Here is a 15,124-nt window from a genome sequence, read left to right on the forward strand (position 1 = left end):
GTAAAGGATTACCTCACTCCTTTCACATTCATCTTCAACTTATACAAGCCTTTACTTGCGGTAATAAATATCTCATCATTATTAGCTCCTCCAAAGCAGATGTTGGCAGTCCATTTTTCTGGAACATCAAGATGTTGAATGTGCTCGCCCTCTGTATTATAAATGTCTACTCCATCTCCGGTTAAATATAAATTTCCTTCCTCATCAAGGGTCATACCGTCAGAACCTTGCTCTACAAATTGCATTTTATTTGTTAGTGCTCCGTCAGGGTCAATAGCATAACTATAGGTTTTTCCATCACCTATATCCGCCACATAAAGTAAATTATTTTTGCTATCTCCGACTATCCCATTCGGTTGAATAAGCAAGCTATCTACCAAAATAGGAGAAGCGTTTTCATCAGGCATAAAGTATAATCCTTGATATTTTAAGGTGTCATGTGGCTCACCCCAGTAAGGTCGTTGGTAAAGTGGGTCAGTAAAATAGATATATCCTTTTTGATGCACCCAAACATCATTAGGGCCATTGAAAGTTTGTGAACTATCAGCATTTAAAACTACATCAACCTTTTTATCTAAGTCTATTTTCCAAAGCTGATTATATGCATCTGCACAAGCCCATATAAATCCATTGTCATAATACAAACCATTTGATCTGCCTGCATTATCCATAAAAACACTGAGCTCACCATCAATGCTGTATTTGTAAATTTTATTATTAGGCTGATCGGTGAAATAAATGTTCCCCTCTTTATCAGCCGTTGGCCCTTCGGTGAAACTAAAGTCTTCAGCAATTACTTCCAGGCTGGCACCTTCAGCTAAAAGCGTCTTCTGTCGTTCAGAATTACAGCTGAGCAGCATGCCTAAAAAAGTAAAACTCAATATAATTTTTACCACTGATGGAATAGATAGATACTTCATTTGATGTCTGATTGATTAAACCTCTTTTTTGAACTAAATTAAACACTTACATTTCAAACTAACCATTATGACCAAAATATTCTACAGTATGCTGGTGCTTTTACTAATTACGGTAGCAGCACAAGCACAAGAAGAAAGCAATTATGTAAAAGAGCATTTCAATAAAGAGGAAGTCTACATTCCTATGAGAGATGGCATCAAGCTTTACACAGCCATTTATACACCAAAAGAAGCAGGCGAGTACCCAATAATGATGAAAAGAACCTGCTATAGTATCCGTCCTTATGGGGAAGATCAATTTCCATCTCAATTAGGGCCTTCAAAGTATTTGATGGAAGATGGCTTTATCTTCGTCTATCAGGATGTGCGCGGCCGTTGGATGTCAGAAGGTGATTTCACAAACATGACGCCTAATATCCCCGGTAACAAACACAAAAAAGAAACGGATGAAAGTTCTGATACTTTCGATACCATTGAGTGGCTGCTTAAACACTTAAAGGGAAAAACCAATGGCAAGGTGGGTCAGTGGGGAATTTCTTACCCCGGCTTTTATACCGCAGCTGCTTTACCTGATGCACACCCTGCATTAAAAGCAAGCTCTCCACAAGCGCCAATAGGTGATTTCTTCTTTGACGATTTCCACCATAATGGTGCCTATTTACAAAGCTATACTGCTGCCTATCCGGTTTTTGGTTACCAGACTGAGCCTACAAAAGAATCATGGTATACGGAAGAAATTCAACGCATGAGAAAGCCTAATGCTACGGATGGTTATGATTATCATTTAGAAATGGGTCCACTTAAAAATATCACCAAGGATATTCATTATGACAATGAGTTCTGGCAACAAACCGTTGAACACCCTAATTATGACGAATTCTGGCAAAAGAGAAGTTTGATTCCACATTTGGATGATGTTGAGCATGCGGTGATGGTTGTAGGCGGCTGGTTCGATGCCGAAGACCTTTACGGGCCATTAAATATTTATAAAACGGTAGAGAAAACAAGTCCTAAAGCATACAATACTATCGTAATGGGCCCATGGAGCCACGGTGACTGGGCAAGAGAAAAAGGCTTTCAGGCGGTAAACCATATCTATTTTGGAGATAGCATTTCTACCTTCTACCAGAAAGAGATAGAGAGAACTTTTTTCAATCATTTCCTTAGAGATAATAAAGGCAAACCGGCCTTGCCTGAGGCTTATATGTTTGATACGGGTTTAAAAGAGTGGCAGAAATTCGAAGTTTGGCCTCCACAAATTGGCACTACTACTTTAGCATTTAAGCAAAATGGCAAGCTGGTCATTAATGAGGAAGGCGATACTGATGCATCATTTAGCTATACTTCTGATCCAGAAAAGCCTGTGCCTTATACCAGTTTCACAGAGCCGGTAACTTTTACCCCTCGTGCCTACATGACAGACGACCAACGACATGCCAGCAGAAGACCTGATGTATTAACTTTTGAGACTGATCCTCTTGATGAAAACTTTGTGTTGGCGGGAGAAATAATGGCTAAGTTGAAGGTTGCTTTATCGTCTACGGATGCCGACTTCATTGTAAAAATTATTGATGTTTATCCACCAGATCATGAAAGCTATGAGCATAATCCTGAAAACATTGTGATGGGCAATTACCAGCAATTAGTCCGTGCTGAGGTTTTTAGAGGCAGGTTTAGAAATAGCTTTGCGGAACCAGAACCATTTACTCCTGGTGAAGCAACTGATGTGGCTTTCAGGCTGCAGGATATTTTACACACTTTCAAAAAAGGGCATAAAGTGATGGTGCAAATACAAAGCACCTGGTTTCCTTATATTGACCGAAACCCACAGAAATATGTGGAAAACATTTATGAAGCTAATGAAGAAGATTTCATAAAAGCGGAAATTACGGTGATGGGAGATTCAAAAATTGAGATTGGCGAATTGAAAACGATTCCTGCCTCGCTAGACTTTGAAATTAAATAAAACTCTTCGAATCGAATTCATAGTATGACTTAGAGTCATGCTATGATTTGTTACAAATAGGGTTAAACAGAAAAGGGGAGCAATGCTCCCCTTTTCGCCTACAACCATAAAACTATGAACGGTAACCAGCCACTCACAGAAAAGATTTCAACCAAAATCTCTTGACTAAGAGACACTTGTTGGTTTGGAAAGGTTGGAAAGGGTTAAAAATATTTTTAAAAATTTCCTCCAACTGCTACTCTTTCCTTTAAAATTTCTGTGTTGCCGTTTGAGTTAAAAAGCTCAAAATAGATGAAATAGTAACCTACGCCTACTTTTCTGCCTGTGTTATCATCACCATCCCAACGGAAAAAGCCAGTACTACTTAAGGTCTCATTATTCGCTAAAGTTTTAATCAGCTGGCCACGGCTATTGAAAATTTTCACGGTTGCCAGGTTTCCGGCATTGCTTAATTCATAGTTGATTAAGGTATAGCTTCTTCCTGGTCTATTGGGTGAAAAGCTTGGCGGATTTACCGTTAAAGTGCCCCGATTTATTCCTGATTCGTTTAATTGTGAGTTAGGTGCTCCAGGCGTTGCATAGCCTACGCTTGAAGCTGCCGACTTCCATGATTCAGGGGAGTCTATCGGTGCTTCAGGAGAAATTCTTTCCAGGGAAACACCATCTTCAGATCTTAAGAAACTGAGATGGAAATCACTGGAGTAATTAAAGGCTTCTTCAAAAGTGGAATCAGCCGACTGAACAAGTACAAGACCCTCATCATTGGGAAATGATGGCAAATCTGTTTCGTAGATATTTTCTACTACCGCTGATGTGGCATATTGGTTAATAAGCACTTCCTTATTCTCTGTAAGGACAAAGTATTGCTCAGGGTTTATGATTATATCTTCCCCTTCAAAAATCGTTTCTTCCTGAGAACTCCCTTTAATATGCCAGCCTCTAAGGTTGATATACTTTGGAGAAAGATTGATTAACTCAATAAAATCAACTCCTCCACTTGCAGGATTGTAAAGGACTTCATTTAGAATTACATCTCCGGCAACAGCCTCTTCTGGTAAAGCAAAAGCAATACTGCTTCCATCATCAGCAACTGCGTTTCCTGCGCAGTCGAAAACATTGGAAATACTAAGTTGATAGGCCGTTCTAAAAGCCATTTCTTCTGTAAAAAGCCTAAGCTCATTGGTACTAATTCTATAAATACTATCTACTTGAATGGCGGGAGTTATCTGGAAATTAGATATATTAAGTCGTTCAATATCCAAAGATTCATTAAAAGTTACTTCAATGCTATTAACAGATATTGCAAAAGCCTTTTCAATGCTCGGCCCAAAAGAGTCTGGCTTGGGTTCTGCTACCGAGTTTTCAATACCCGGTGTTCCTCTGGCACTCGCCTGAGAAGCGGTCCAGTTTGATGCTCCACCACAAGGATTGGTAATATCAATCATTTCAAGCGACCAGCCTCCTTCTTCTGCTTTAAACTCTTCGTTATACCAGTCTTCTTCATAGTTCAACTCAAAAACTAGTGCATTGTGATGATTTAAAACTTTTAATGAATCACCTGCATTGTTTAAACTTGGCCAGGGACTTAGGCCAATGGCTCTTCCAAATTCACTAAGTTCATTTGCTGCTGATGTTGGACATATAATTAAATATTCATTAGGCTCAATAAATGAAACTGGGAAAATGGTAGTGTCTCTGGAATCGGACAATTGAAGCCCAACCAGAGATTTCTTTAAATCAGTGGGGTTATAAATTTCCAGATATTCTCTATTGGGTAAAAGCTGATCTGGAATTGGCTTGGCCATTACCTCTGTAATCAGCAAATCATTATAGCCAAAGTCAGGTGCATTGGTATATTCAAATTCAAAAACTTCATTGACAGCTACGTTTCCAAACATATCCTGAATGCTATCGGCTCTTAATGAGTAGTTATTACCAGCTGTGATATCATTTTGAAGCGTCAGTAAAACAGTTACTGAATCGTACTGGCTTGCTCTTTTAACAGTGTCCGATGGAAGAAGTATATAGTTGCTCGTATCTTCTGCCATAGATTCAAGAATCATCTCATCAAAGCTTACCAATAAGAGACTATCGGCTAAAACAAAAACATCCGTTATTTCAGGTGCTAATTCATCGTAAATAAAAGTATAGCTAAGATTGGTCGCTACATTTCCATTGCAATCGGCCACCTCTTCTACAGAAATGGTGTACGACTGACCATTGACAAATTCATCATCAAATGTCAATAAAACTTGACTGTTGGCAGGGCTCATAATGGCAACAAGGTTAACCGGCTCCCCATTTAGCAGGTAATTGGCACCGAGCAAAGAGGTCCTGTTCATGAGCTTATCGAAATTAATTATGACTGCTATCGGAGAGCTGACTTCGACAAAATCAATCTCTGGAGAATTACCTGTAAAGCTTTCGTCATTGATGCTATTTATTGCGCCTGGTGTGCCTCCCAGATCGCTAACTGATGCGGCCCAGTTCGCCTTATCAAAGCAGCTTAATTGCGTATTTATTATTTCAAGAGAGTAGCCGCCACTTTCTTTCTCCTCATCCTGATACCAACTTAAATCATAGCCTAAACTATCTAGGGTTAACCCTTCTGCGGATTTAATCACAACGCTATCAGAGCTGTTGTTTAATGAAGGCCATGTAGTGGGCGAAATAGCTTCGTTTATTTCCTGATATGCTTCAAGAACACTTGATGGACATAAGATGATCCTACTATTTGGTCTTAAAATGTAAGGCGGAACGATTGCTTCATTATCTGTATTATCAGAAATGGTAAAGCCGTCCAAATCAATAAACTTATCTGATCTGTTTAAAATTTCTATGAACTCTCCTTCCGGCAAACCAACCGAAGGAGTGGGGTCAGGCAGGAATTCTGTAATGATAATGTCTCCGAAAGCGGCTGGCTCAGGATCAATGTACTCAAATTCAAAGCTAAACGGCTCCATCACATTTCCAATATCATCAGTTATGCCATTGATTTGTAGGATATAAGATTGACCATTCTGAAATTCATTATTAAAAGTAATTAAAACCGTATCCTCATTAAGTATCGCAGATTCAGGAATGATATCCCCAGCTTGCAATGTATAATTGTTTATGTCTTCTGCCGTGCTTGCATTAAGGGATTCAGAAAATATAAGTCTTATCTGAAGACTATTTAAAACTAAGGCATCTGTAATAATTGGAGGTGTAGTGTCGACTACAAAGTCTCCGAAATAGATATTGTCGAAATAAAACAAATCGCTTCTAGTTGCTGTAAAAAAGCAAAGCACCCCAAGAATAGTAGTTTCAGAAAGCGAATTATCCTGAGCAGTAGCAGTAACTATAAAGTTTTCAGCACCAACATCAGAAACTGCAATTTCCCAATTGGAACCGGCATCTCTGCGCACTCGAATAGTTTTTTCAAAAGCATCGGCAAACTGGCCATTAGCTCCTCGAGTGACTAAGGTGCTGGTTTCGCCATCTCTATAAAACAAGGAAATGGCATCATCGGAACCAGTCTCTCCTATTTCCAGATAATAGCCTTGCTGCACACTGGCTGTATTCTGGTAGTCGAGCAAATCACTGGTTGAACTAGCCAAATAAATAACTAATTTATTTGAGCCAGATGGAGAAAAAGCTAACTGAACATCAAACCGCCATTCTTTATCATCCAAACTTGTAGAAGTAAAATTGGTAGCTAAATAACTCGGCTCTGGAGTTGTGCTTGTAAAATTAAGTTGTAGCTGATTTTCAGCATTTACAATAAAAGCATCTGCATTGCCTTGCCATGAAGGACTATTGGTAAAATCACCATCGGAAAAATCATCATTTACCACCTGCGCATGAATAGTGCCAGCGGCAAACAAAAAAAACCATAAACAAATAATGCGGTTCATAGTAGCTAACTTAGGCTTTAGTCTAAGCTAAATATATTAATTTTGTGTTTATTAATTATAAGACAAGTTCATGAATGTGAGCTAAATAATTGTAAAATAATACCCGTATGAAGTTAGCAGTAGTGGGCGCCACTGGTTTAGTGGGCAATGAAATGCTGAAAGTTTTAGAAGAAAGAAACTTTCAATTTGATGAGCTATTATTAGTAGCCTCTGAGCGATCAGCAGGCAAAAAGATGTCTTTTAAAGGGGAGGAATATACCGTCATCACCCTTGCTCAAGCTCTTGAGCAAAAACCTGATCTGGCTATTTTTTCAGCTGGCGGAAGTACTTCTCTAGAATGGGCTCCAAAATTTGAAGAAGCTGGTACCATAGTGATTGACAATAGCTCTGCCTGGAGAATGAATGAGCGCATCAAATTGATTGTGCCCGAAATAAATGCCAAAGAGCTCAAAATAGACCATAGAATTATTGCTAACCCCAATTGCAGCACCATTCAGATGGTATTGGCATTAGCTCCTTTGCACAAAAAATATAAGATCAAGCGTATTGTTGTTTCAACTTATCAATCAGTTACCGGAACAGGTAAAGCAGCTGTAGACCAAATGACTGCTGAGCGCAAAGGTGAAAAGGCGGCAATGGTTTATCCTCATCAGATCGATATGAATGCGCTGCCTCATATTGATGTATTTCAGGAAAATGACTACACCAAAGAAGAAATGAAGATGGTGAATGAGACCAGAAAAATCTTCAGCGATCCTTCTATTGGGGTTTCCGCAACTTGCGTGAGGCTTCCTGTTGTTGGTGGCCACTCAGAATCAGTAAATGTTACTTTCGAGAAGGACTTTGAAATTAATGAAGTGAAGTCTCTATTAAGTAATACCGATGGCGTAGTAGTACAGGACGATCCTAAAAACAACCTTTACCCAATGCCGATAAATGCGCATGGTAAAGATGATGTTTTCGTTGGAAGAATCAGAAGAGATGATTCAGCTCCAAATACGCTCAACATGTGGATAGTAGCCGACAACCTGAGAAAGGGTGCTGCCACAAATGCCGTGCAAATAGCTGAATACATGGTAAAGCATAGTTTAGTACATCCTCATGGATTTGATAGATAATCCGAAGCTGGATGAAATATTAAAATTTATTAACCAACATGAGCAGGATGATCCTGCTCAATTGGTTTTAAAGCATGGCAGCAATGCTGATCTTCCTATACAAGAGATAGCTTCGCAAATTGCTGCCAGACAAAAGGCCAAAAATAAGCTCCCCTCTCTCTATAAGAACAAAAACCTACTATTTCCTCCTCCACTTTCTATGGAGCAATGTAGCTCAGAAGCTACTGCTAAGTATAAGGCAAGTTTAATAAAGGGAGACTCATTAATCGACTTAACAGGTGGTTTTGGTATAGACTCCTTTTATCTAAGTAGTAGTTTTAAGCAGACAAATTATGTTGAGCAGCAAACACAGCTTTATAAAATTGCTCAATATAATTTTGAGCAGCTGGATGTTAATATTGTTGTTTTCAATAAAACGGCCGAAGTATATTTAGAGAATCAGACCGATGCAGTAAACTGTATTTTTCTGGATCCGGCAAGAAGGGACCAAAAGATGCAGCGTGTTTTCCAATGGGAAGATTGTCAGCCCAACTTAATACAATTGCTACCACAGCTGTTAAAAAAAGCTGATCTGGTAATGGTGAAGGCAGCGCCTATGCTCGATATAGAAAAAGCATGTCAAGAATTGAATCAACACGTATCAGCTGTTCATATTGTTGAATGGCAGAACGAAGTAAAAGAGTTGCTCTTCCTAATTGATGACAAAATTTATGAAAACCCATTAATCAAAGTGGTTCAGCTTGATGATGAAGGAAATGTCTATCAATCATTTGAGGGAAATAAAATCAAAGAGCAGCAAAATAGCATCCGAATAGAGCAACCAAAGCATTATTTATATGAGCCTTCTCCTGCATTGATGAAGTCAGGGTTGTTTAATAGTTTAGCCGATTCATTTGATTTGATAAAACTACACCAGAACACCAACCTCTTTACTTCTAACACATTAGCAACTGATTTTCCCGGAAGGATTTATCAAATAAATCATAAGCTTGCTCCACAGAAAAAAGCACTTAGCAAAGTTTTGAAAGGTGGAAAGGCCAATTTAAAAACGAGAAATTTTCCAGTGGCTGTTGAAGCTTTAAAGAAAAAATTAGGCATTAAAGATGGGGGAAATCAATACCTTTTTGCCTGCACACTATCAGATAATACCAAGGCCCTGTTACTTTGTGACAAAATAGATAGCTAGAACTACCAGCAGAGGAATTCCATAATACTTCAAAACCTTCAGCCGATTGGGAGAATCATTCCACCACAATACCCACCAAGGCCTTATATATCCAAAAAAAATGGTGGTTAGTAGAATTATCAAAACAAACTGTAAAATAGGCATGTTGCTTTCGTGATAGTAATTTTTAAATATAAAGATACTTTTATGCAGACTATTGCCAACAATTCTCAATATGAACTTTCAGCAGACCCAATAAGAAACAGGGCTTTTCTTACTATAAAAGGTTTTTGGCGAGCCGAAGAGGTACAAGACTATCTATCGGATTGGGAAAAAACTTTAAATAAACTCAAACCTGGTTTTACGCTATTAACTGATGCTCGTGAAATGGCCATACATCCTGCCGAGGTGCGAGACTTACATAAAAAAGCTCAGGAAAAGATTAGGCAAGCTGGTGTTAAAAAGGTAGCAGAGTTACAAAAGGAAAAAGTTTCTCAAATGCAGCTAGATGGTGTTTCAAGAGAATCGGCTATGCCTAAGAAAAATTTTAATGAGCAAGAAGAAGCTTTAAAATGGCTTGATGAATAAGCTATTTATTAAATAACTTCGGTAAAATAAAAGGTGTCCTTTTTCTGTAATCCTTATATTGGCTTCCATAGGTTTTTAACAGCTTCTTTTCTTCAAAATAAGCTCCTATGAAAATGTAAACCGTTACACAAATGGCATGAATAGCATTAGTATAGGAAGGACTAAAAACTACAAAACCAAACACAATTAAAAGTGTAGCCGTATAAAGCGGATGTCTTACCCTAGCATAAATTCCCGTTGTAATCAGCTCTGTCTGCTTCTCTTCTCTAAAGCCCAGAAAGCTCTTGAGGCTAATTTGCTTAAAGGCTAACTTAATAATAAGATACCCAAAAGTAGCCAGCATTAAGCCAATCGCTTTATTTGCCTTGTTATCAGCTAAAAAATATTGGCTATCAATTGTGGCTCCATATATAAGAAGCAAAAGCAGGAATAGTAAAGACTGTACATTATAAAGCCTACGATAGTTCAAATCCGACAGACCAATGGACTTTCTAACTGATGTGGTAGCCATGGCAGAATGAGCAAACCCAAACATAAGCCAGCCAATGATGAGAATTATATATGGTACTAACTGATTCAAATTGATCTATTTTTCATGGCTATATTCCTTTTCTACTTTGGCAATTCTTACGGTGTAAGATGCATACCATTTTTCACGTCCTAATTTCTGTGCAGCCTGATGATCAATATGCGCTTTCCACAGCTTAATTGCTTCAAGGCTTTTCCAGTAAGAAACAGTAATCCCTATTTCATTTCTTGCGGATTCAATTCCTAAAAAGCCTTTTTGTTCTGAAGCTAAGCGCTCCATTAAATCAGCCATTTGTTGATAGCCCTTGTCATCATTCGTTTTTACCGATGTGAATATAACAGCATAATATGGCAGCTCTGAATTAATCATTACAAAAAAGGCGTACTTAAAAGTACGCCATTCAATTTATTTTCTACTATAGTTCGGTGCTTCCCGCGTGATATGTATATCATGCGGATGACTTTCAGCAACACCGGCAGCGGTTATTTTCACAAATTTAGCCCGCTTTAATTCCTCAATAGAGCCTGTTCCACAATAGCCCATACCTGCTTTCAATCCACCAATGAGTTGGTGTAAAACTTCTGAAACTAAGCCTTTGAATGGAACTCGGCCTGTAATCCCTTCAGGCACTAATTTTTTGATATCATCTTCAGCATCCTGGAAGTAACGATCTTTTGAACCGTCATTCATAGCCTCTAATGAGCCCATTCCTCTATATGATTTGAATTTTCTTCCTTCGAAAAGAATCATTTCACCAGGGGCTTCTTCTGTTCCTGCTAAAAGAGAGCCTATCATCACGCTGTCAGCACCACCAGCCAATGCCTTAACAACATCACCTGAAAAGCGAATACCGCCATCAGCAATAATTGGTACGCCTGTGTCTTTAATGGCTTTATAAGTTTCATAAACTGCTGAAAGCTGCGGTGCTCCTACGCCTGCAACAATTCTGGTAGTACAAATACTACCCGGACCAACACCTACTTTTACGGCATCTGCACCCGCGTCAATTAAAGCTTTGGCTGCTTCTGGCGTAGCAATGTTACCCACTATCATTTCCAAATCAGGGAATAATTTCTTGATACGTCTTGCAGTATCTATCACTCCTTTACTATGTCCGTGAGCTGTATCAATAGTTACTACATCAACACCAGCATTTTTTAAGGCCGTTATTCTTTCTTCAATATCAGGCGTAACTCCTACAGCTGCGCCCACTCTCAATCTACCGAACTCATCTTTACAGGCATTAGGCTTATCCTTCTTTTTAAGGATATCCTTATAAGTGATAAGTCCCATTAAAGTACCTGACTTATTAATAATTGGGAGCTTTTCTATTTTATGTTGTTGTAGTACTTCTTCGGCACCTTCAAGGTTAATACCTTCTTCAGCAGTAATCAGATTATCTTTGGTCATTACCTCACTCACCGCCTTGCTGGCGTCCTTCTGAAAACGAAGGTCACGGTTGGTAACAATGCCAATAAGTTTCTTCTCAGAATCTACCACCGGAATGCCTCCAATCTTATTTTCACGCATGATTTTGAGCGCATCACCTACTGTGCTATCAATGTGCAAAGTAATAGGATCAAGAATCATCCCGCTTTGAGAACGCTTCACTTTACGCACTTCAAGTGCCTGCTTCTCAATGCTCATGTTTTTATGGATGAAACCTAAACCACCCTCAAGCGCCATAGCAATTGCCAGGTCGTTTTCTGTTACAGTATCCATTGCGGCTGATACCAATGGTATATTGAGCTGGATATTTCGTGTAAGCTTAGTGGTAGTATGTGTATCTCTGGGAAGAACTTCAGAGTAACCTGGAAGCAACAATACGTCATCGTATGTTAAAGCTTCGTAAATGAATTTGGATGTGTCGAGACTCATATGCAAATAATTACTGGTGATTATTTGCAGGGCAAAAGTACGAACATACTTTCATTTAATAAAATTTGTACATATTATTATTTTGTTAACGGCCTAAGAGAAGAGCTATTTATGAGTTTAATTGTATTACTTGTCATTTCTGGTGTTTTCCTGATAATCGCTTATAAATATTATGGGCGCTTTGTACTTAAAAGCCTTGGTTATAAGGAAGACCAAATCACGCCCGCTCATAGCTTGAAGGATGGTGTTGATTATGTGCCTACCAATAAGTTTGTTGTGTTAGGTCATCACTTTGCCTCCATTGCAGGTGCTGGGCCTATCATTGGCCCAATCATCGCTGTTACTTTTGGGTGGATTCCAGCAGTAATCTGGATATTGCTAGGCGGAGTATTTTTTGGCGCAGTACATGACACCACAAGTCTGGTAGCCTCATTATCGCATAAAGGAAAATCAATAGGGACTGTAATTCAATCATATATTGGCGAAAGAGGAAAGCAACTGTTTCTTATTTTTAGCTTTTCCACATTGATTTTAGTGATAGCCGTTTTTGCTGATATTATTGCTAAAACATTTGTCAAGAATCCGGAAGTGGGTTCCTCTTCACTTTTATTCATTATTCTAGCCATCATCTTTGGGCAAGCTTCAAAACTTATAAAAGAGAATAGAATTGCTTTTGTTATTTTATCAGCAATCGGGGTTGGTTTAACCTATTACTTCATCTTCTTAGGTAATGCATTTCCTATTGATGCAAGCTATCAAATATGGGTATTTGCACTTTTGGCTTATTCCTTTATTGCCTCAGTAGCACCAATGCCTTTCTTGCTACAGCCAAGAGATTACCTGAGTAGCTTTTTATTGTACGGACTCATTTTGGCTGCCATTGTAGGTGTGGCCTTTTCCAATCCTACCATTGAGATGGACAGTGCGGTCAATTTCAAAAGTGACGACCTTGGGTATATCTTTCCCGTGCTTTTTGTTACTGTTGCTTGCGGGGCTATAAGTGGATTTCACTCCTTAGTTGCTTCTGGCACTACAGCTAAGCAGGTCGACAAAATGAAAGATGTTAAGATGATCAGCTTTGGTGGTATGCTCATTGAATCTTTTCTCGCCATTATTTCCGTTGGTGCTGTTTTGGTAATTGACAGAGGAGCTTATACAAGCAGGCTAGCAGCAGAGGGTCCAGTAAATTTATTTGCTGATGGATTAGGAGTAGTCATTTCCACTTTAGGCATTTCAGAAAACTTGGCCGTAACTTTTGTAGCCCTTACTGTTTCAACGTTTGCCCTAACCAGTTTGGATACCTGTACCAGACTAGCACGCTTTACTTTTCAGGAATATTTCGAGGGCCGAAAAAGCAAACAGTCTCAGCAGATTGGAACCAACAGATATGTTGCCACCTCAATAGTAATTATTTGCGCTGTACTACTTCTCCTTTCAGGTGAATTTATGGCAGTATGGCCAATATTTGGTTCCGCTAACCAATTATTAGCAGCCATTGCATTATTAACAGTTGCCGTTTGGTTGATCAAACAAAAGAAGCCCTCACTTTATGTAGTGCTTCCTATGTTTTTCATGTTTACAGTTACTTTAAGTTCTTTGCTTCTTTTTACTGTAGAGAATTTCAGAAACGGCCTATTCGTACTAGCTGGTATTGCATTGGCCTTAATGCTATTGAGTATTGTCTTGATAAGACTAGCTTATAAAAGTTTACAAAAAGAGCAAAATGAAGTAATAGCTTAATTACAAGTCCAGTAAACATTACCATGATTAGCTTGTAAACTATCTATTTTTGCTTGATCACAGCTTTCAATAGTTTCGTATTCCTCGCAAGAGGCAATTCCGCATATTGTCTGAACACATTTTTTGCATTCTTCTTTCTGACAGGCGCATAAACCCACAATAATGAGAAAAAATGCAGACAGGATAATTTTTCGACTATTTTTCATGCCTTAAAGACACACTAACCACCCTGCCAGTTGGAATTATTTGCTAGAATGTTCCTTCACCACATTAATAAAATGCTTCACCTTATCAGGATTAATATCCGGATATAAGCCATGACCTAAATTGGCTATATACTTATCTCTACCGAAGGCATCAAGCATGTTTTTTGTGTTTTTTGTGATGCTATCATAATCCCCATAAAGAGCGCAAGGATCCAGATTACCCTGAAGTGTCTTATCTCCTACTCTTTTTCTTGATTGCACAGGATCAAGCGTCCAATCTAGTCCAATGGTATTGTAAGATAATTCAGCGAGGCTTTCAAGCACATAATGTGCATCCTTGGCAAAAATAGTTTTAGGCACTTCTTCTATAGCCTCTCCGATTTGCTTAATGTATGGGATGGCAAACTCATTGTATTGCTGTGGCGATAAAATGCCTGCCCAGCTATCAAAAACCTGTAGCATATCAGCACCGGCCATTACCTGAGCTTTCAAATAATTGATAGTACTATCCGTAATCATTTGAAGAAGCTTATGCGAAAGCTGTGGATTAGTATACAGCATAGCCTTGGCTTTAGAGAAAGTTTTACTTCCTCCTCCTTCAATCATGTAAGCAAAAATGGTCCAGGGTGCACCAGCAAAACCAATTAAAGGAACTCTGCCGTTTAAATCGTTCTTTACTATTTTAATGGCCTCAGTAACATAGCTCAAGCTTTCTTCTACATTAGCCACTCTAAGGTTGGCAAGGTCACTCTCCGTTTCAACAGTTTTAGGAAAATGTGGCCCTCGTTTTTCTACCATCTCATAGGGTAACCCCATAGCTTCCGGTATTACCAATATGTCAGAAAATATAATGGCTGCATCTACTCCTAATAAATCAACGGGCTGAATAGTCACCTCTGCTGCTAATTCAGGCGTTTGAGCCAGCTCTATAAAGCCGCTCAATTTATTCCTCACAGCTCTATATTCAGGAAGAATTCTTCCTGCTTGTCTCATCAACCAAACCGGTGTGCGTTCAACTTTCTCTCCCCTTGCTGCGCGTAATACTAAGTCGTTTTGAAATACCATGCTGCAAATATAAAAGCATATTATCAGAGACTTTATTCAAATCATAAACTTTT

At 38.8% G+C, this 15,124-nt stretch carries 11 protein-coding genes; 5 read left to right on the forward strand and 6 right to left on the reverse strand.

The window, feature by feature from the left end:
* Positions 1-8: 8 nt before the first annotated feature.
* The gene (locus tag JKP34_RS01895) at positions 9-920 is read right to left on the reverse strand and encodes an SMP-30/gluconolactonase/LRE family protein (RefSeq protein WP_201917135.1); all 912 of its coding nucleotides are present in this window, start codon (positions 918-920) and stop codon (positions 9-11) included.
* A gap of 67 nt (positions 921-987) precedes the next feature.
* On the opposite strand from JKP34_RS01895, the gene JKP34_RS01900 reads away from it, so the two are divergent.
* Positions 988-2,886: a CocE/NonD family hydrolase gene (locus JKP34_RS01900; protein WP_201917137.1), complete on the forward strand. Its 1,899-nt coding sequence runs from the start codon at positions 988-990 to the stop codon at positions 2,884-2,886.
* Between the two features lie 215 nt (positions 2,887-3,101).
* Here the strand turns inward: JKP34_RS01900 and JKP34_RS01905 are convergent, their stop codons facing one another.
* On the reverse strand, positions 3,102-6,782 hold the full coding sequence (locus JKP34_RS01905) for a lamin tail domain-containing protein (RefSeq protein ID WP_201917139.1): 3,681 nt from the start codon (positions 6,780-6,782) through the stop codon (positions 3,102-3,104).
* Positions 6,783-6,889: 107 nt separating this feature from the next.
* On the opposite strand from JKP34_RS01905, the gene JKP34_RS01910 reads away from it, so the two are divergent.
* The 3 genes from JKP34_RS01910 to JKP34_RS01920 all read left to right on the forward strand — a co-directional run bounded on the left by JKP34_RS01910 (position 6,890) and on the right by JKP34_RS01920 (position 9,653).
* Positions 6,890-7,900 (forward strand): aspartate-semialdehyde dehydrogenase, encoded by a 1,011-nt coding sequence (locus JKP34_RS01910; RefSeq protein WP_201917142.1) that lies wholly within the window; start codon positions 6,890-6,892, stop codon positions 7,898-7,900.
* Positions 7,884-9,086 (forward strand): THUMP-like domain-containing protein, encoded by a 1,203-nt coding sequence (locus JKP34_RS01915; protein WP_201917144.1) that lies wholly within the window; start codon positions 7,884-7,886, stop codon positions 9,084-9,086. Before JKP34_RS01910 ends, JKP34_RS01915 begins: the two co-directional genes overlap by 17 nt.
* Before the next feature lie 186 nt (positions 9,087-9,272).
* A complete protein-coding gene (locus JKP34_RS01920; protein WP_201917146.1) occupies positions 9,273-9,653 on the forward strand; it encodes a hypothetical protein in 381 nt (126 codons plus the stop codon).
* Position 9,654: 1 nt separating this feature from the next.
* On the opposite strand, the gene JKP34_RS01925 is transcribed toward JKP34_RS01920, so the two are convergent.
* Genes JKP34_RS01925 through guaB form a run of 3 tightly spaced genes read right to left on the reverse strand, consistent with a single transcriptional unit; the run spans position 9,655 to position 12,060 of the window.
* Positions 9,655-10,233, reverse strand: a complete 579-nt coding sequence (locus JKP34_RS01925; RefSeq protein WP_201917148.1) for a methyltransferase family protein — start codon at positions 10,231-10,233, stop codon at positions 9,655-9,657.
* A 6-nt stretch (positions 10,234-10,239) separates the two neighbouring features.
* Positions 10,240-10,551, reverse strand: coding sequence for an antibiotic biosynthesis monooxygenase family protein (locus tag JKP34_RS01930; protein WP_201917150.1), 312 nt, complete (start codon positions 10,549-10,551; stop codon positions 10,240-10,242).
* Positions 10,552-10,587: 36 nt separating this feature from the next.
* Positions 10,588-12,060: an IMP dehydrogenase gene (gene guaB / locus JKP34_RS01935; protein ID WP_201917152.1), complete on the reverse strand. Its 1,473-nt coding sequence runs from the start codon at positions 12,058-12,060 to the stop codon at positions 10,588-10,590.
* A gap of 111 nt (positions 12,061-12,171) precedes the next feature.
* Here guaB and JKP34_RS01940 point away from each other — a divergent pair, with 111 nt between their 5' ends.
* Complete coding sequence (locus JKP34_RS01940; RefSeq protein WP_201917154.1) at positions 12,172-13,800, forward strand: carbon starvation CstA family protein; 1,629 nt, start codon at positions 12,172-12,174, stop codon at positions 13,798-13,800.
* Between the two features lie 242 nt (positions 13,801-14,042).
* On the opposite strand, the gene hemE is transcribed toward JKP34_RS01940, so the two are convergent.
* Complete coding sequence (gene hemE / locus JKP34_RS01945) at positions 14,043-15,071, reverse strand: uroporphyrinogen decarboxylase (protein ID WP_201917156.1); 1,029 nt, start codon at positions 15,069-15,071, stop codon at positions 14,043-14,045.
* Positions 15,072-15,124 lie beyond the last annotated feature (53 nt).

It is taken from the genome of Marivirga atlantica, from assembly GCF_016734805.1.
Taxonomy (GTDB): Bacteria; Bacteroidota; Bacteroidia; order Cytophagales; family Cyclobacteriaceae; genus Marivirga; species Marivirga atlantica.

Bases quoted from the DNA above. Each gene is read 5' to 3' on its own strand.
- JKP34_RS01910 (WP_201917142.1), top strand. From the start codon at position 6,890: ATGAAGTTAGCAGTAGTGGGCGCCACTGGTTTAGTGGGCAATGAAATG.
- JKP34_RS01920 (WP_201917146.1), top strand. From the start codon at position 9,273: ATGCAGACTATTGCCAACAATTCTCAATATGAACTTTCAGCAGACCCA.
- JKP34_RS01915 (WP_201917144.1), top strand. From the start codon at position 7,884: ATGGATTTGATAGATAATCCGAAGCTGGATGAAATATTAAAATTTATT.
- JKP34_RS01930 (WP_201917150.1), bottom strand. From the start codon at position 10,551: ATGATTAATTCAGAGCTGCCATATTATGCTGTTATATTCACATCGGTA.
- JKP34_RS01940 (WP_201917154.1), top strand. From the start codon at position 12,172: ATGAGTTTAATTGTATTACTTGTCATTTCTGGTGTTTTCCTGATAATC.
- JKP34_RS01905 (WP_201917139.1), bottom strand. From the start codon at position 6,782: ATGAACCGCATTATTTGTTTATGGTTTTTTTTGTTTGCCGCTGGCACT.
- guaB (WP_201917152.1), bottom strand. From the start codon at position 12,060: ATGAGTCTCGACACATCCAAATTCATTTACGAAGCTTTAACATACGAT.
- JKP34_RS01895 (WP_201917135.1), bottom strand. From the start codon at position 920: ATGAAGTATCTATCTATTCCATCAGTGGTAAAAATTATATTGAGTTTT.
- hemE (WP_201917156.1), bottom strand. From the start codon at position 15,071: ATGGTATTTCAAAACGACTTAGTATTACGCGCAGCAAGGGGAGAGAAA.
- JKP34_RS01900 (WP_201917137.1), top strand. From the start codon at position 988: ATGACCAAAATATTCTACAGTATGCTGGTGCTTTTACTAATTACGGTA.